The sequence below is a fragment of the Chryseobacterium sp. MIQD13 genome, from assembly GCF_050496705.1.
Classification (GTDB): Bacteria; Bacteroidota; Bacteroidia; order Flavobacteriales; family Weeksellaceae; genus Chryseobacterium.
Window position 1 is genome coordinate 524,486 of sequence record NZ_JBNWAF010000002.1, and the last position, 17,765, is coordinate 542,250.

At 38.3% G+C, this 17,765-nt stretch carries 15 protein-coding genes; 8 read left to right on the top strand and 7 right to left on the bottom strand.

Annotated elements, in window-relative coordinates; genetic code table 11:
- Positions 1 to 30 precede the first annotated feature (30 nt).
- Complete coding sequence (gene hemE / locus ACQWU4_RS09405; protein WP_429935509.1) at positions 31 to 1,062, top strand: uroporphyrinogen decarboxylase; 1,032 nt, start codon at positions 31 to 33, stop codon at positions 1,060 to 1,062.
- Positions 1,063 to 1,143: 81 nt separating this feature from the next.
- Here hemE and ACQWU4_RS09410 read toward each other — a convergent pair whose 3' ends face one another.
- The gene (locus ACQWU4_RS09410; protein WP_429935510.1) at positions 1,144 to 1,776 is read right to left on the bottom strand and encodes an NAD(P)H-dependent oxidoreductase; all 633 of its coding nucleotides are present in this window, start codon (positions 1,774 to 1,776) and stop codon (positions 1,144 to 1,146) included.
- Positions 1,777 to 1,990: 214 nt separating this feature from the next.
- On the opposite strand from ACQWU4_RS09410, the gene ACQWU4_RS09415 reads away from it, so the two are divergent.
- A complete protein-coding gene (locus ACQWU4_RS09415; protein ID WP_429935511.1) occupies positions 1,991 to 2,116 on the top strand; it encodes a GNAT family acetyltransferase in 126 nt (41 codons plus the stop codon).
- A gap of 67 nt (positions 2,117 to 2,183) precedes the next feature.
- On the opposite strand, the gene ACQWU4_RS09420 is transcribed toward ACQWU4_RS09415, so the two are convergent.
- From ACQWU4_RS09420 to ACQWU4_RS09440, 5 genes are all read right to left on the bottom strand, one after another.
- On the bottom strand, positions 2,184 to 3,404 hold the full coding sequence (locus tag ACQWU4_RS09420; RefSeq protein WP_429935512.1) for a cysteine desulfurase: 1,221 nt from the start codon (positions 3,402 to 3,404) through the stop codon (positions 2,184 to 2,186).
- A 181-nt stretch (positions 3,405 to 3,585) separates the two neighbouring features.
- Positions 3,586 to 4,224, bottom strand: coding sequence for a 50S ribosomal protein L25/general stress protein Ctc (locus tag ACQWU4_RS09425; protein ID WP_429935513.1), 639 nt, complete (start codon positions 4,222 to 4,224; stop codon positions 3,586 to 3,588).
- 55 nt (positions 4,225 to 4,279) lie between these two features.
- A complete protein-coding gene (locus ACQWU4_RS09430) occupies positions 4,280 to 5,218 on the bottom strand; it encodes a ribose-phosphate pyrophosphokinase (protein ID WP_429935514.1) in 939 nt (312 codons plus the stop codon).
- A gap of 85 nt (positions 5,219 to 5,303) precedes the next feature.
- Positions 5,304 to 6,866 (bottom strand): G-D-S-L family lipolytic protein, encoded by a 1,563-nt coding sequence (locus tag ACQWU4_RS09435; protein WP_429935515.1) that lies wholly within the window; start codon positions 6,864 to 6,866, stop codon positions 5,304 to 5,306.
- A 10-nt stretch (positions 6,867 to 6,876) separates the two neighbouring features.
- Positions 6,877 to 8,115, bottom strand: coding sequence for an OmpP1/FadL family transporter (locus tag ACQWU4_RS09440; protein WP_429935516.1), 1,239 nt, complete (start codon positions 8,113 to 8,115; stop codon positions 6,877 to 6,879).
- Between the two features lie 278 nt (positions 8,116 to 8,393).
- Here ACQWU4_RS09440 and ACQWU4_RS09445 point away from each other — a divergent pair, with 278 nt between their 5' ends.
- The 5 genes from ACQWU4_RS09445 (at position 8,394) to ACQWU4_RS09465 (ending at position 15,610) form a co-directional block, all read left to right on the top strand.
- Entirely contained in the window at positions 8,394 to 9,794 is a 1,401-nt protein-coding gene (locus tag ACQWU4_RS09445; RefSeq protein ID WP_429935517.1) for a PSP1 domain-containing protein, read from the top strand.
- Positions 9,787 to 10,251: a gliding motility lipoprotein GldH gene (locus tag ACQWU4_RS09450; protein WP_429935518.1), complete on the top strand. Its 465-nt coding sequence runs from the start codon at positions 9,787 to 9,789 to the stop codon at positions 10,249 to 10,251. Before ACQWU4_RS09445 ends, ACQWU4_RS09450 begins: the two co-directional genes overlap by 8 nt.
- A gap of 6 nt (positions 10,252 to 10,257) precedes the next feature.
- Positions 10,258 to 12,636 (top strand): penicillin-binding protein 1A, encoded by a 2,379-nt coding sequence (locus ACQWU4_RS09455; protein ID WP_429935519.1) that lies wholly within the window; start codon positions 10,258 to 10,260, stop codon positions 12,634 to 12,636.
- Positions 12,637 to 12,711: 75 nt separating this feature from the next.
- Positions 12,712 to 14,253 carry a protein adenylyltransferase SelO gene (locus ACQWU4_RS09460; protein WP_429935520.1) on the top strand — a complete coding sequence of 514 codons (1,542 nt, stop codon included), beginning with the start codon at positions 12,712 to 12,714 and terminating at the stop codon, positions 14,251 to 14,253.
- A 79-nt stretch (positions 14,254 to 14,332) separates the two neighbouring features.
- Positions 14,333 to 15,610: a DUF6080 domain-containing protein gene (locus ACQWU4_RS09465; protein ID WP_429935521.1), complete on the top strand. Its 1,278-nt coding sequence runs from the start codon at positions 14,333 to 14,335 to the stop codon at positions 15,608 to 15,610.
- Positions 15,611 to 15,659: 49 nt separating this feature from the next.
- Here ACQWU4_RS09465 and ACQWU4_RS09470 read toward each other — a convergent pair whose 3' ends face one another.
- Positions 15,660 to 16,208, bottom strand: coding sequence for an SPOR domain-containing protein (locus tag ACQWU4_RS09470; protein WP_429935522.1), 549 nt, complete (start codon positions 16,206 to 16,208; stop codon positions 15,660 to 15,662).
- 182 nt (positions 16,209 to 16,390) lie between these two features.
- Here ACQWU4_RS09470 and ACQWU4_RS09475 point away from each other — a divergent pair, with 182 nt between their 5' ends.
- Positions 16,391 to 17,755, top strand: a complete 1,365-nt coding sequence (locus ACQWU4_RS09475) for a c-type cytochrome (protein WP_429935523.1) — start codon at positions 16,391 to 16,393, stop codon at positions 17,753 to 17,755.
- Positions 17,756 to 17,765: the final 10 nt, after the last annotated feature.

A 17,765-nucleotide genomic window follows, 5' to 3' on the forward strand; every position in this document is an offset into this window, starting at 1 on the left:
CGGGAACGGCCATATCAGTTTAAATAAATTATGATTAAAAACGACTTATATTTAAAAGCACTCCGCGGAGAAACTGTAGAAAGACCGCCGGTATGGATGATGAGACAGGCAGGAAGATATCTGCCGGAATTCATTTCTCTCCGGGATAAATATGACTTCTTCACAAGATGTCAGACTCCTGAGCTGGCCGCTGAAATCACTCTACAGCCAATCAGAAGATTTCCCCTGGATGCTGCGATCCTGTTCTCTGATATTTTAGTTGTTCCTCAAGCGATGGGAATTGATTTCAAAATGAAGGAATCAGTTGGCCCATGGTTGGATAATCCGATCAGAACAGCAGAACAGGTGCAGAATATTGAAGTCCCTGATGTAAATGATACATTAGGTTATGTTTTTGATGCTATTGAACTGACTCTTCAGAAACTGGACAATGAAATTCCGTTGATCGGTTTTGCCGGTTCTCCGTGGACGATCTTGTGCTATTGTGTGGAAGGCAAAGGAAGCAAAGCATTTGATATTGCAAAATCTTTCTGTTTCCAGCAGCCGGAAGCGGCTCATTTACTGCTTCAGAAGATTACAGATACTACGATTGCTTATTTAAAAAGAAAAGTTGAAAAAGGTGTTTCTGCCGTTCAGGTTTTCGATTCATGGGGAGGAATGCTTTCTCCTACCGATTACCAGGAATTTTCATGGCAGTATATCAACCAGATTGTTGAGGCATTAAGTCCTCTTACCCACGTTGTGGTATTTGGAAAAGGATGCTGGTTTGCCCTTGAAGATATGACAATGTCTAAAGCATCTGCTTTGGGTGTTGACTGGACCATCACTCCTGAATTTGCAAGAACATTAACGAACCATACGATGACGCTTCAGGGAAATTTCGATCCTGCAAGACTTCATTCTACTCCGGAAACGATTAAAAAGATGGTGACTGAAATGATCAACCGTTTCGGAAAAGACAGATACATCGCAAATCTAGGACATGGAATTCTGCCGAATATTCCTGTAGAAAATGCAGAAGCGTTCATCAGAGCTGTTGTTGACTGGAAACCGAACATGTAACCCTAATCCTATTGGTTATTATAAAATAAAAGCCTGTTCAAAATAATTGAACGGGCTTTTTCTATGAGAAAAAATTAGTAATTAATTCACTTCGGTAATGAAGGCTTCTTTAGGTTTTCTTACTTTCGTAAGATTAACCAGCCAGTCGTTTGAAGCATCTCTGTAACCTATTGGCAATAACAGTACGCTTTTAAGTCCCTTTTCTTTCAGATTTAACACTTCATCCACTGCTTCAGGAGAGAAACCTTCCATCGGTGTAGAATCCACTTCTTCAAAAGCTGCCGCAATAATCGCAGCCCCGAATGAAATATAAGCCTGTTTTGCAGCATGGGTAAAGTTTTCTTCAGCAGATCTCTGAGGATAAGTTCCCAATAACATCTGTCTGTAGTTTTCCCAGCCTTCATTTTTAAATCCTCTGATTTCGTTGGTAAGATCAAACATCTTATTGATTCTTTCTTCCGTATAATTATCCCACGCAGCAAATACCAAAAGGTGTGAGCAGTCTGTAACCTGTGGCTGGTTCCATGCGTGAGGCTTAATCTGTTCCTTCACCTCCTGATTGGTAATCACAATGATTTCAAAAGGCTGAAGTCCGCTGGACGTAGGTGCCAGTCTTGCGGCTTCCAATATTTTATCCACTTTTTCCTGTGGTACTTTCTGACCGTTCATTGCTTTTGTAGCAAATCTCCAGTTCAATTTTTCAATTAATTCCATTAAGTTAAATTTAGACCATGTAAAATTAATCCAAGAATAAGAACAATGGATGACAAAAATTGCTATTTGAAAGATTGGAAGAATCTATTGTTTATAACCTGCCCGGATAATTTTTACCCAAATCAAAAAGCCTCAAAAACTGGAAATTTTCTAAAAGCTTTTTCTTTTAAGAATTATATTTACATTTGATTACCAACTCTTTAAAATCAACAATATGAAAAAATTAAGCAAAGAAAAACTGAAAACAATTGTAGCAGGAGGTGAAATCTGCCTTGAATGTGCTATTGGATATTATCAGGTTATTATCGACGGAAAATGCGACTGTCTTCCATTGGAATAACTACAATACAATTTTCAATAGAGTTAAGTAGTAAAAAAGCAGTTGATAAACAACTGCTTTTTATATTTTATCCGAGCATTTTCTGGGCTTTCTTTACTCCCTCTACAAGCTTGTCAATTTCATCAAAAGTATTGTAGACAGCAAAACTGGCTCTTACGGTTCCGGCAATATTGAAAAAGTCCATGATAGGCTGTGTACAGTGATGTCCTGTTCTTACTGCAATACCCATTTTGTCTAGGATCATTCCTACATCGGAAGAAATCCCCACTCCTTCCAGGTTAAAGGAAACAACACCGGTTCTTTTGGCCTTCTCACCATAAATCTTGATGTTTTCAAGCTCTAAAAGTTTTCTCTGGGCATATTCCAGCAATGCATTTTCATGATTCTGAATATTCTGTCTTCCGGTTTTTTCAATAAAATCAACAGCAGCACCCAATGCAATATTTCCGCCTACGTTTGGTGTTCCTGCTTCATATTTAAAAGGAAGTCCGGCATAAGTAGTTCCATCGAAAGAACATGTTGCAATCATCTCTCCTCCTCCATGAAACGGCGGAAGCTCTTCCAGAATTTCCTGTTTCCCGTAAAGAATTCCGGTTCCCATTGGTGCATACATTTTATGGCCTGAAAACACGAAGAAATCACAATCCATCTTTTGTACGTCAATCCCAAAGTGAGGAGCAGACTGTGCCCCATCAATTACAATGTAAGCATCTGAATTTTTCCTTGTTTTGGTTATAATCTCTTCTATAGGATTCACAATCCCCAGAGCATTGGAAACCTGATTTACAGAAACTATCTTTGTCTTTTCGCTTAAAAATTCATCCAGATAGTTTAATTGAAGAATACCATTTTCATCAATCGGAATCACTCTGAGTTTTGCTCCGGTTCTTTCACAAAGCAGCTGCCATGGAACAATGTTAGAATGATGTTCCAGGTAGGAGATAATGATCTCATCGTCTTTTTTAAGCTTTTGTGTTAAAATATAAGCGATGAGGTTCAGACCTTCTGTTGTTCCTTTTGTAAAAATAACTTCAAAGTCATGCTTCGCATTGATGAATTTCTGGATTTTTCTTCTTGAAAGCTCCATTTCTTCAGTCGCTAACTGACTTAATGTATGGATTCCTCTATGAACATTGGCATTAAGCTGTGTATAATATTCATTCCAAATCTTCAAAACAGAATCCGGTTTCTGAGATGTTGCTGCATTATCTAAGTAAACCAGAGGCTTACCATTCACTTCGCGGTTTAATATAGTAAACTGACTTCTTATTTCCTGAATGTCAAACATTTATTAAATTTTTAAATTAGATCGCTCTTATTTAGAACACTTCAAATTTACGTCTTTTTTTCTGAAAGAACGTATTGCATTAAAGGCTGATACTTGTCAGTTGATAGAAAGATTCGATGATAAAATAAAAAAACCTGTCAATGTATTGACAGGTTTTATATTGTTTGTGAATAAGCAAATATTATTCTGCTGCAGTTTCTTCTGCTGCAGGAGCTGCTCCTTCAGCTGCAACTTCTTCCTCTTCGTCATCTTCAGCTGCTGCTGCACCTTTCATTGCATTTCTAGACATCTTAACAGCCACTACAACTGCATTGTCAGGGTGAACGAAAGAATATCCTTCTGTTTTGATTCCTCCTACATAAAGCTTGTTACCGATTCTTAACGGAGTAACGTCAACAACGATCTCATCCGGTAAGTTTGCAGGGATAGCCTTTACTTTTAGTTTTCTGAAAGACTGACGTAAAACACCACCAGCCACAACACCTTTAGAACGTCCAGTAATTCTTACAGGAACTTCCATAATTACCGGCTTATTGTCAGATAACTGGTAGAAGTCTGCATGTAAAATTTTGTCCGTAATCGGGTGGAACTGAATATCCTGAAGAACTGCTGGAATTGTTTTTCCATCTAGCTCAATAGATACCGTGTGTGCTTCAGGAGTGTATACTAAACCTTTGAAAGCTCTCTCTTCAGCAGAGAAGTTTAAAGGTGCTTCACCTCCATAAACAACACAAGGAACTAATTCAGCATCACGTAAAGCTTTTGTAGACTTTTTGCCCACGCTTTCTCTTTTTGTACCTTGAATTGTAATAGATTTCATTTATAAAAAATTTAAAAAATTGTTCAGTTTAATTTTGCAATCCGCTAAAAATCAATTAAATAACAAACTTACTACTAATTGATTGATGCTCATGAACCATCTTCATAACGTCCGCAAATAACGGGGCGCAAGATAGCACTTTTATTTTAGATGACAAATTATTTTTAACAGGAATTGAGTCAGTTACAATAACTTCCAATAATTTGGAATTCTCAATATTCTCATAGGCCTTTCCGGAAAGTACCCCGTGAGTTGCCATAGCTCTTACAGATTTTGCTCCTTTTTCCATCAGGATTTCTGCAGCTTTGCAAAGAGTACCTGCCGTATCAATCATATCATCGATAAGGATTACGTTTTTGCCTGCTACATCCCCGATAAGGAACATTTCCTCAACAACGTTTGCTTTTTTTCTTTCTTTGTAAGCAATTACTACTTCTGCACCCAGGTGTCCTGCATAGTTCTTTGCTCTTTTTGCACCTCCCATATCCGGAGAAGCAATTGTAAGATTATCTAAATTCAGAGATTTGATATGATCTACAAAAATAGTAGAGGCATAAAGGTGATCCACAGGAATTTCGAAGAATCCCTGAATCTGATCAGCGTGAAGATCCATGGTCATCACTCTTGTTGCTCCTGCAGCTGTTAACAGATTAGCAACCAGTTTTGCACCTATCGGAGCTCTTGGCTTGTCTTTTCTGTCCTGTCTTGCAAGCCCGAAATAAGGAATTACAACAGTAATGCTTTTTGCGGAAGCTCTTTTCGCAGCATCAATCATCAATAGAAGCTCTAAAAGATTGTCTGCTGGCGGGAAGGTAGATCCAATCAGGAAAACTCTTCCTCCTCTTACAGATTCATCCAAAACAGGTTCAAATTCCCCGTCGCTGAACTCCTGAAAGTTGATTTTCCCTAATTCTTTCCCATAATATTGGGCAATTTTTTCTGCCAAGTCCTTACTGGTTCTTGTACAAAATAGATAACTTAACTGATCGGCCATTTTTACTTTTTAAAGATTTTGCAAATTTAAAAAAAAACCACAAGAATTACTCTTGTGGTTTCTAAGTTTTTATTTTCCTGTATTATTACGGAAATTTTACTCCTGAATATTTATTAGGATCTACCTGTGGTAAAGTAGAATTGTACTTTGCATTGATAGATTTGATAAATTCGTTGGCAATAACTGCATAACCTCTTCCTGTAAGGTGAACTCCATCAAGAGAGAAAGCTCCTCCGGTCACGAATTTCGCAGTATATCTTACACCATCGTAAATAATACCTGATTTTCCGTTAAGCTCACTCATTTTAGAATTACCATCTACAAAAGCCAGTCCATAAGAATCAGCAAGTGATTTTATAGAGTTATTATAAGCATCTACTGCTGTTTTTACGTAAGAAGCTTCTGTTTTTGTTAATACATGCTGATTTTGCAGCGGATAAGATATTCCGTAAACATTTACAGGAGACGGTGCCCCTGGTGCATTAGTTCCAATTAAAGAACTTGTTGTAAGAAGGATATAATCATCCGAAGTAGCCTGTCTTGCCTGACCGAAGATTTGACCAAAAGCTGCTGCTGTAGGTGCTCCTAAAGAAGGAGTCAAGGCAGCAGTAAGCTGAACAGACAAATCTGTAAGAGCAACGTCTTTTATCAAAACAGGATTTGCAGAAGTGGAAGAAAGTAAATTAATTCTATCCCCGGCTCCAAAAGCAGTAAGCGCCTGCTTTAATGGTCCATACAAACTTGTGTTAAGTGCCGCTAAATTTGCTCCTAAAGTTGTTGGCGTTAAAGGGTTGTAAGGAACCGTCGTGAAGAAAGGAATAGTTGTAACATAAGGAATATTTCCAATAACTCCTTTTGTTGTCCCTACACTTTTAAGACCATCCAGTACAGCTTTAATAGAACCTGCTACAAGATTAGGGTCAGAAATATCATTGGATTTATAAGTCGCAGGATTTACATTATTGGTTTGCACAGTTGCAGGAGTATAAGTAGTAACACCACCTACAGTCTGAGAGTTGGTTCCTCCATTGGTAGCATAAGACAATACATCGTTATTACCGATCCAAAGAGAGAAGAATGTTGGCTTCTGAGCCATTGCATCTGCTAAAACAGTGGTAGTTGTTGAAGTGGCAAATCTCACAAAATATGGATTGGCAGCTCCTATAGCAAGGTTAGCAGCACTTCCGTAACCTGGCGCAACCAAGTGGAACGATTTTGCTCCGGGAACTCCCATATTTTGATAAGGTCCGCCTGCAGCTACGTTGTCCAATGCAGCAGCAGGACTGCTTGCAACAGGGCTTAAGCTTCCATTGGCAGCTACCTGAAGAGTCAATTTTCCAGGAAAGCCAGGCAATCCTATAAATCCTCCCACATCGTTTGGCATCATGGGCTGTTTAAACGCTCCACCGCCTGCAAGCTGCATCTGAGCTGCAATTATACTTGGATAAGATTCACTTTGTCCGCTGCTGTAAAGCGCTCCGTCTCTGTAACCTGAAGTCAGGGAATTACCCAGGGAAATATACTTGGAGAAATCTGCATCTCCTTTAGTCACCTGAATATCTTTTACATCAGTATCGAAATCATTCTCACAGCTTGTTGTAAAAAGAAGTGCGGAAACAGCAAGTGTTGATATTATAATTTTTTTCATAGTCTTTCAATTAAAAAGGGTTGTACGATAAACCTAAACCAAAGTAGAATGCTCTGGCTTTTGCCTGTCCGTTGAAACCAAGGGTAGCATTTTTTACATCTCTGGCCTGAGGAAGTGCATATCCTCCTGCTATATCAACTCCAAACTGCTTTAGTTTAAAGCCTAAACCTCCGGTAATTACATAAGTATTGAATGAAGGTGTTTCCGGAATAAAGTTTTCGTCAGTATATGGAGATTCATCATAATAAGCACCTAAACGTCCAAAAATCATATCTGTGAATGCATACTGTGTACCCAATCTGAATGTTTTTGAGTTTCTGAAGTTTTTAGGAGCCACCAATACTGTAGGATCCGCCTGATTCCCAACCGGGGCATTAGCAAAATCCAAAGTCAGCTTACTGTATCTTTCCCATCCGTGATAATTAAAGTCAGCTGAAACCAACCATTTTGGTGTTATCTTATATGTTAAACCTATTGTATATTCTTCTACCAAAGGAAGAGTTGCTGTAAATTTGTCCTGTCCTGTGCTAGGATCAAGTCCCAATAGCGGATAAATAGCTGCAGAAGGGAACTTGAATGTAGCTGTTCCTTTTTTAGCTTTCATATCTATCGGTGAACGGTAAGCAATACTCACATCTAATTTCGGATCAGGTCTGAAATAGAATCCGAACCCATAACCGTGTCCACTTGCCTTATCATCTTTAATATTCAGCTCACCACCAAATTGTGTTACAGCCTTATCCCAGTCTACTTTACCTTTTGCATAAATATAGCTTGCCCCGAAAGACACCCAAGGAGCCAGTTTCACAGAGACCATAGGCTGAAAATAGAAGCTCTTAAGCTCCAGCTTCTGCACCATCTCTTTCCCTTCCCAGTCGCTTGGCCACTGAATAGTACTTCCGAAAGGTGTTGTAAAACTGAAACCTACAGACAGGTTTTCTATCGGTCTATAAGCAACCGCAGCATATAACGGAGTCCCCATAGGATTATCTGTTTCTGTACTCTGTAAGGTATTCATGTTTTGAAAAGTAATTTTATTACTTGCACCGAAACCTCCTGCCACTATACTCAGTTTGGAAGGAATGAAGGACATACCCGCCGGGTTAAAGAATGCCACACTTGCATCTTCGGCATGAGCACTAGTATGCGCCATTGCCAATTGTTTCACTCCCTGCAGAGATACCCTGAAGCCTCCTGCGTAAGATAAAACACCCGCCAATAAAGCAGTTGATACTAATATTTTTTTCATAGACTGTTATTATATAACCCAAATATAAAATTATTTTGGATACACCTGTTAATATTTCTTAATATTTTAAACGATATCCCAAAAGAAAATTATGTTTAAAATAGCATTTTGAAAATATTTTAATATAAATATATCTGATATAGTTACTTATCAACTTTTAAAAGCATATATATTTTTCACGTTTAATGTTAAACAACAGCGATATTGAATATTTAATTATTTTAGAATTGCATAAAGATAAATTTACATAAATTTGCAAGATTATAAAAAATAGTTATATGAGTTGTGGATGCAAAACATCCGGCGATTCTTCCCATTCATGCGGACCGAAAAAAACCGCGAGTGGCTGTGAAAATGTAAATACCTGTGGTAATAGTTATAAATTAAGTGTTTTCGACTGGCTTTCCAACATCAACAATCCTGCAACAAACAGGTGTGATTTAGTGGAAGTTAGATTTAAAAATGATAGAAAATCGTTTTATAAAAATGTAAACAATATTCCTTTACATATAGGTAGCGTAGTAACAGTAGAATCAAGCCCGGGACACGATGTAGGCGTTGTAAGCCTTACCGGAGAATTAGTAAAGATTCAGATGAAAAAGAAAAAAACTTCTGAAGAATCAATACTTAAAATATACAGACAGGCTAACCAGAAAGACCTTGAGGTTTGGCAGGAAGCCCGAAAAAAAGAGGACAGCGTAAAGCTTGAAGCGAGAAAAATCGCTCACAGAATAGGCCTTGAAATGAAGGTAACCGATGTGGAATATCAGGGTGATGCTTCAAAGATCACCTTCTATTATACAGCTGATAACCGAGTGGATTTCAGACAGTTGATAAAGGAATACGCTGGTGCTTTCAGAACAAAGATCGACATGAAACAGATCGGTTTCAGACAGGAAGCGGCAAAAGTCGGAGGTATCGGATCTTGCGGAAGAGAACTATGCTGTTCAACGTGGCTTACGGATTTCAGATCTGTTAATACAAATGTAGCCAGATATCAGCAGTTAAGTATTAATCCTCAAAAACTTGCAGGCCAGTGCGGAAAGCTAAAATGCTGTCTGAACTATGAACTGGACAGTTATCTTGATGCTTTGAGCAACTTCCCTTCTTCTTCTACCACTTTAGACACAGAAAAAGGAAGAGCATTCTGCATTAAAATTGACGTTTTCAAGAAGAAAATGTGGTTTGCTTATGTAGACAGTTCTATGGCATGGTATGATTTTGACATTGACCTTATTAAAAAACTGATTGCCAAAAACAAAAGAGGTGAAAAAATTCTTCCTCTGGAAGATCTGAAACAGCCTGAAACCTCTATTCAGACCATTGACCTGATCCAGGAAAACAATGTAGACCGATTCGAAAAAAAGAACAGAGGCAACAACAGGAACAGAAACCAAAACAGGCCAAACAACAACGGACAGACTCAGGGACAGCAAGGACAAGGACAGGGACCAAGGAAAAACAGACCGGAAAGGACTGAAAGACCGGACAGATCAGAAAATCCTAATGCCAATGCCGGAAATCAGCAGAGACAACAGCAAAAGCCACAGCCTAAACCGCAGCCAAAAGCACAAACGGAAAAAACTGATGCTTCTTCTGATCCTGAAAAAAAACAGCAGAACCCGAACAAGAAAAATTTTAAAAAGAAATATCCTCCAAAAAAAGATAAAAATGCGTAAAATTTTAGGATTATTACCTCTTATCCTTTTCTTAAGCTGCCAGTCTTCCTCCGGGGAGAATGTCATTATGAATTCTGTTAACAATAAATGGAATAAGAAAAGTGAGCAAAAATTTAATCTTGAAGTTTCAGATCCGCAGAATCCTAAAAATATTATATTTGTCGTAAGAAATAACAATACATATCCTTACAGCAATATAAGATTTATTGTAAACTTCACCAATCTCCAGAACAAAAAGAAGGAAACAGATACCCTTAATTATGTACTGGCAAAACCAAACGGAGAATGGCTTGGTACAGGTTTTGGTGATACGAAGGAAGCATTATTTCAGTATAAAATGAACTACCAATTTCCGGGAAAGGGAAAATATGAAATCAGCCTGATCCAGGCGATGAGAAATGACAACCTTCCGGGAATTGAAGACATTGGAGTAAAAGTAGAAACGGCTAAACCGTAACCATAAATGGAAGACAACAGACAAAATGCAGGAAACAAGGGAAAGACTTTCCCGCTTCCTCCCAAAAAAAAGAAAGATACGTCTTGGAAGAAATGGGTCAGATTCATCTGGATCGGACTCATTGCAGTAGTTTTAGGTATTTCAGGACTTTTCTTTGCTGTTTCCCAGGGATTTCTTGGAGAAATGCCGGATGTAAAGGAACTTGAAAATCCTGATATCTATGTAGCTTCTGAAATCATTTCATCGGACGGTGTTTTGCTTGGAAAATTTGAGAAGGAAAAAACGCAGCCGATTACCTACAAACAGTTACCTCCTTATCTTATCTATGCTTTACAGGCAAAGGAAGATGAGCGTTTTAAAGAACACTCGGGAATTGATTTAAAATCTATCCTGAGAGCTGTCAGATACGGAGGAGACAGAGGTGGGGGCTCTACCATCACCCAACAGCTGGCTAAACTATTATTTACCAAAGAACCATCTAAAAACCCGATCAAAAGGGTTATCCAGAAATTAAAAGAATGGTCCGTTGCCGTAAGTTTAGAAAAGCGCTATACCAAAGAAGAGATCATTACATTATATTTCAATAAGTTCGATTTTACATACAATGCGAACGGTATTGAAATGGCTTCCAAGATTTATTTTAATAAAACAACCTCAGAACTTACCCTTCCTGAAGCAGCCGTTTTTGTAGCTATGCTGGAAGCTCCGATTGCCAATAACCCGATGAGAAATCCGGAACGGGCAAAACGAAGAAGAGATGTTGTTTTACAGCAAATGTATGAAACAGGTTATCTGGATCAGCCAACTTATGATAAAGCTATCAATACACCTGTTGAGGTAGACTATCATCCTATCAAAAATATTAATGATGACTACTCTGCTTATTACAAATTTTATTTAAGAAAGGAAATTGATAAATATCTTGAAGGCTACGAAAAGGAAACCGGAAAGAAACTTAACCTTTATAAAGATGGTTTAAAGATATATGTAACTCTTGATTCAAAAATGCAGAAATATGCAGAAGAATCAATCAAGGAACACTTAACTGATCTTCAAAAAAGATTTGATGCTGAGCAAAGAGGCAGAAAAAACAGACCTTTCTATTATTTAACGGATAAACAGGTCAACAGTGTAATGACTCAGGCAATGAAGAGAACCGGCCGTTACAAGCAATTGAAAGCAGCAGGGGTTTCTGAAGATTCCATTTTACTGGAATTCCATAAGCCAATCAAAACTTCAAGGTTCACATGGGCTGGTGAAGAAGAAGTTGAAATGTCACCTTGGGACTCTATCAGATACCACAAGCAAATTGCACAGGCAGGCTTAATGTCTATGGTTCCGGGAAGTGGTGAGATCAAGGCATGGGTAGGTGGTATAGACTGGCAGCATTTCCAGTATGACCATATCAAACAAGGTAAAAGACAGGTAGGATCTACATTCAAGCCTTTCGTATACGCTACTGCTATTATGAAACTTGGCATGACACCTTGTTCAGCAGTTTCTAACGGTACTTATGACCACAAAGGATGGCATGTTCCGGGAAGAGGCGGAATGCTGACCTTAAAAGATGCACTTGCACACTCTCAAAACCCGGTAGCTGCGCGTCTCATTGAAATGACAGGTGTAGATGCCGTTATCCAGACAGCAAGAGACTTAGGAGTTACTGAAGACATTCCTAGAAACAATACCATTGCTTTAGGTTCATCAGATATTACAATTTATGAGATGCTTGGTGCCTACAGTACTTTTGCCAACTATGGAAACTACAATAAACCTGAAATGATCTGGAGAATTGAAGATGCCAATGGAAGGGTAATTAAAGAAGTAAATGTAGAGCCAAAAGAAGTAATGAACCCAATGTATGCTTACACCATGATTGAACTGATGAAAGGTGTTGCACAATTCGGTACCGCTTCAGGAGAGCTGGGAAGAAAAGGAATTTCCAAAGCAGTTGAAATTGCAGGTAAAACAGGTACTACGCAGAATAACTCTGACGGTTGGTTTATGGGTATTACTCCAAAACTGGCAACAGGAGCCTGGGTAGGATGGGAAGACAGGGCAACCCACTTCTTCGGAACCGGGGAAGGTCAGGGTGCGAAAATGGCATTGCCAATTTGGGCTATCTTCATGAAGAAAGTATGGGCAGACAAATCTCTGGGAATTACTCCTGACGATAAGTTTACCAGACCATCAGACTGGAAAGACGGATGTTCAAATCTGAAAGGCCTCGGTGAAGGATATGGAGATGATGGCGGACTTCAGACCATTGATGAGATCAAAAATCCAAAACCGGTAGATCCAACCCCTAAAAAAAGTACAGAAAAGAAAGAAGAAAATATTAATGAAAATCTTCACTCCACCGATGAGGTAGATTTCAATAAATAAATTCTCTTTTAGAAATACACAAGACCTTTCAATAATCTGGAAGGTCTTTTCTTTTATAATTAATACCTTTGACCTATGAATATTGAACAGATCAGACAACCTTTTACCGATATATTTCCTGGGGATCTTTCCGGCAACCCGATGCAGAGAAACACTCCAAAAGTTTTATTTGCAACAATAGATCCGGCAGGCTTTAGTACCCCAAAACTAATTGCTTTTAATGAAGCCCTGTCCGAAGAGATTGGACTGGGAAAGTATGATGAAAAAGATCTGGATTTCCTCGTAGGAAACAAGCTTCCTGAAAATGTAAAAACCTATGCTACTGCCTACGCAGGACACCAGTTTGGAAACTGGGCAGGACAGCTTGGAGACGGAAGAGCCATACTTGCCGGAGAAATTACCAGTCAGCTTGGAAAAAAAACAGAAATACAGTGGAAAGGTGCCGGAGCAACCCCCTATTCCAGACATGCGGACGGGAGAGCTGTGCTGAGGTCCTCCGTACGTGAATACCTGATGAGTGAGGCTATGTACCACCTGGGAGTTCCTACAACCAGAGCCTTAAGCCTTGCTTTCACCGGCGAAGATGTGGTAAGGGATATGATGTACAACGGAAATCCCCAGTTGGAAAAAGGAGCTGCAGTAATCAGAACGGCGGAAAGTTTCTTACGTTTCGGACATTTTGAACTGATGTCTGCCCAGGGAGAATATAATACTTTACAAGACCTTGCCGATTTCACCATTGAAAACTACTATCCGGAAATTGTTTCAGACGGTGTCCAGAAATACAAGGATTTCTTTGAAAATATATGCACCAGAACGGCAGATCTCATGACAGAATGGTTTAGGGTTGGATTTGTGCATGGTGTGATGAATACTGATAATATGTCTGCTTTAGGTTTAACCATAGATTACGGACCTTATTCGATGATGGATGAATATGATCTGAATTTTACCCCGAATACTACAGACCTTCCGGGAAGAAGATATGCCTTCGGAAAACAGGGCCAGATCTCACAGTGGAATCTTTGGCAGCTTGCAAATGCCCTCCACCCGCTCATCAAAGATGAAAAATTTTTAGAAGATACTTTAAACCATTACGGAACTTATTTCTGGGAGGCCCATGACAAAATGCTGTGCAGGAAATTTGGCTTTGATGAACTGAGGGAAAGTGATGAAGAATTCTTTACCAACTGGCAGGGGCTGATGCAGGAACTTCACCTGGATTACACTTTGTTTTTCAACCGGCTTGAAAAATTAAATCCAGACAGCAATATCAGCTCTCTTTTTGAAAATATTTCTTATTCGGTATTGAATGATGAAAAAGTGAAAAAACTGGAAGATTTTGCAAAAAAATATGAAGTAAGATTATCATCAAATGAGATTTCAAAAGAAGAATCATTGTCCCTGATGAGAAATTCCAACCCGAAATTTACCCTGAGGAATTATCTTCTTTACCAATGTATTGAGGAGATCAGCACAGGAAAAACCGAAATGCTGGAAAAATTAACCCGGGCTTTAGAAAATCCTTACGAAGAATTATATCCTGAATTTTCTGCAAAAAGACCTTCAACCTATGATGATACTACAGGCTGCTCTACATTATCCTGCAGTTCTTAGAAATAAAACAGCAATCACAATCTTAAAACTCACCGGACGTGGTGAGTTTTTTTATTCTATTTTTGTAAAAAATTGATCTGTGTCTTTCATTAAAACAAAACTCATAGCCTTTTTAAAACAGATATTTCCCTGGTCCTATACAGAACTGGCAGTTTTTCTGTTCTTTCTGATTTGCTACGGAATACTGGGTTCCTTCATTGCTCTTAACTATCGCATCATTTTTGACAGCCGGATTCCCTGGGACGCCTATTTCAGCTTTGATAATAAAGCAATTGTAATGAGTGGCGGCAGCTTTGAGAGACATCCTTTAGCCTATTATTTTTTTAACTGGATCAGAGAGTTTTCTCTTTTCATTTCAGGCGGAAAAATGGATGCCACATTCAGACTTACCCTTGCCTGGCTCAGTAATATTGCTATAACTTTGTGTATTGTACAGATTTTCAAATATCTTAAGAATATTATCAGACTGCCCTTAAGTATTGCCTTATTACTTATTTTATTTTTCGGAACTTTTTCCACGACCATTATCCTTTCTTTTACTCCGGAAAATTTCACCTATACCCTGCTCTTGCTCAGCATTTATAATTATTACACAGCCACAAAGCTTAAAGAAGACGAAAAAATACCAGCATCAGCTCTGGTCTTTGCCGGAATTACGATTGGAGGAATTACTATTACCAATCTGGCTAAAGTTTTTATTCCTGTAGCCTTCGAAAAAGATATTTTTAAAAATTGGAAAAAACTCGGGAACACTGCTTTCAGGGTAGCGCTTACCATAATATGTTTTGCATTTCTTTATTTGCTCCGGATTGATTTTAAATATGAAAATATCCTCTCGAAGACCAATCAGCAGTATGAAAAATTCTCCAGTGTAGAATCAATTCCCGACTGGGATATGATGCTTTCTTATTTTTTTGGAGGCAGTATTTTGTTTCCAAGTTTCATGACAGTGGATAAGCATAATATGAAGGGATTTGATTTTAAAGGGCTTCTCATGGAACCTTATTCATCCCTTTTCTGTTATGCTTTTGTTACAATATTATTAGTGCTTATTTTATGGTGTTATTTAAAAAATTTCAGAAATAAACTGGTTCAGGTTATTGCCATTTCTTTCTTTATAGACATTGTCATTCACTGCATCATGAGATTCGGGCTTCATACTTCATATATCTATGGAGGACATTTTGTTTTTGTCTATCCGCTACTTTTGGGCTGGCTGTTTTACGCCTACAGATCGAAGCCGAAGATCTTATCATTCCTGATCGGGACAACATGTATTTTATTTGTCTTTCTGCTGGTCAACAATATATTCAGAATGTCAGAATTCTTCCGGTTTCTGGAGACTTATTACCAATAAAAAAAGCTGAGAAAATTCTCAGCTTTACTTTTTATATTTTTAGTAATTATTATTTTGCTTCGGCGCAGAAAATTCTGTACTGTACGGCAATTGCCGATTTAAAGTACTCTCTGATTCTTGACAGATCTGCAGATGCACTCTGTTTTGTGAAATAACTTCCTGCCAGAATTTTATAATTAGGTCTTAAAGAAGCATCCGTTTCCACCTTCAGATTCGGGAATCTTTTTCTGAAATAAGACTTCACTTCATTAGCTTCTTCATTGCTTTTTACAGTTGTTATCTGGATTTTGAATCCTAAAATCCTTGGGTTCTTACGACAGATTTCTGCATTAGTCAGTTCTCTGCTTGGAACATAAATTTTCGTAGGTTTTGGTGGACTCACAATTCCACTGTCTGTATTATTTTCTCTTACCACATTACTGCCGGTTGTTTTGGAACATTTACCTTCGATCCCTTCCAAAGCAGCACTTACTTTGGGATCCATAGTCATTATCAGTTCTGTTCCCGATAGGGTATCTTTCTGAACAACCTGCTGGGCTTCAACACTATAAAACCCAAATAAAGATATTATTGAAAATATTTTGATTAAATTTCTCATTTAAACTTGTTTCCGCAAATTTATACAAATTAAAAAATTATACCAAACTACACTATTTAGAATCAATACAAATTAAACGTAAATGATATTTTCCCTTTTCCATATACCGTTAAATTCCTGTTAAAAATATTATTTTTGCGGAATTGATTGGTTCAATATTTTACTAACATAAGATAATTTAAATGATTAGTTGGAGAAAGCATTATAAACAAACGTTGATCGCGATAGGCTTATTGCTATCAACCAGTGCTTCAATTTACGGGCAAGACGGCGATCCTAAAAACGGCGAAAAACTTTTCAAAGCGAATTGTACTGCATGTCACGCGCTGGACAAACAAGTAATAGGACCTCCTTTGAAAGGGGTTGTAGAACGAGTAAAGACAGAAGGTGGTGTAGACAAAGATTGGCTTCACAAGTGGATCAAAGACAACAAAGCTCTTAGAGCTTCTGGGGACAAATACGCCAATGAGATTTTCGAAAAATTTAATAAAACTGAAATGCTTCAGTTTCCTAATCTTACAGATAAGGATATTGATGACATCTTAGCATTTACAACTAATCCTCCGGCTCCCGAGCCAGCCAAAACTGACGATAAAGCAACTGCAGGAGCAGGAGCAGCATCGGCAGCACCGGCTAACAACACAACAACAAGCGTTGTTATTATTTCACTTATCGCAATCGCAGGTCTGTTAGTTTGGATCTTAATTAAACTAAGACAATTAGTTAAATTAGGTCAGTCTGAAGACTTAGCCGGACTTAACGAAACCAGAGTTAAATCTTTCAGCGAAATCTACGAGAAATACCACTATATAGGTAAAGCATTATTGGGTATCCTTGCTCTTCTTGCTGCTTATGGAGTTTGGAACTGGATCATGTGGATCGGGGTTTACAAAGGATATAAGCCGGAACAGCCTATCTACTTCTCTCACAAAATCCACGCTGGAGAGCAAAAAATTGACTGTCAGTTATGTCACTCCAGTGCAAAATATGGAAAAGTATCTGAAATCCCTTCTATGAACGTTTGTATGAACTGTCACAGAACTATTTCTGAGTACAATGCAGATCACTACATGGAGCCAGGAAAAGATAAAGCATTCTACGATGGTGAAATCCAGAAGATCTATGCAGCAACAGGCTGGGATCCTGCAAAACAGCAATACACTGGAAAAACACAGCCAGTTGAATGGACAAGAATCCACAATATGCCAGATTTCGTGTACTTCAACCACTCTCAGCACGTAGTAGCAGGTGAGCAGGCGATCATCAATTCTTTCAACAAAAAGAATCCTAACAACAAAATTGATGTTGTATGTAAAGCTTGTCACGGAAAAATTGACACAATGAATGTTGTTCAGATGGCTAATGACTTCACTATGGGATGGTGTATCGAGTGCCACAGAACTACTGAGGTTGATATGAACAACGGTTATAATAAAGAATACTTCAAGAATCTACATGACAAGTTGAAAAAACAATATCCTCAGGATGGCGGTAAGATCACTGTAGATGCAATTGGAGGTCTTGAGTGTGGTAAATGTCATTATTAATAACTAAAAA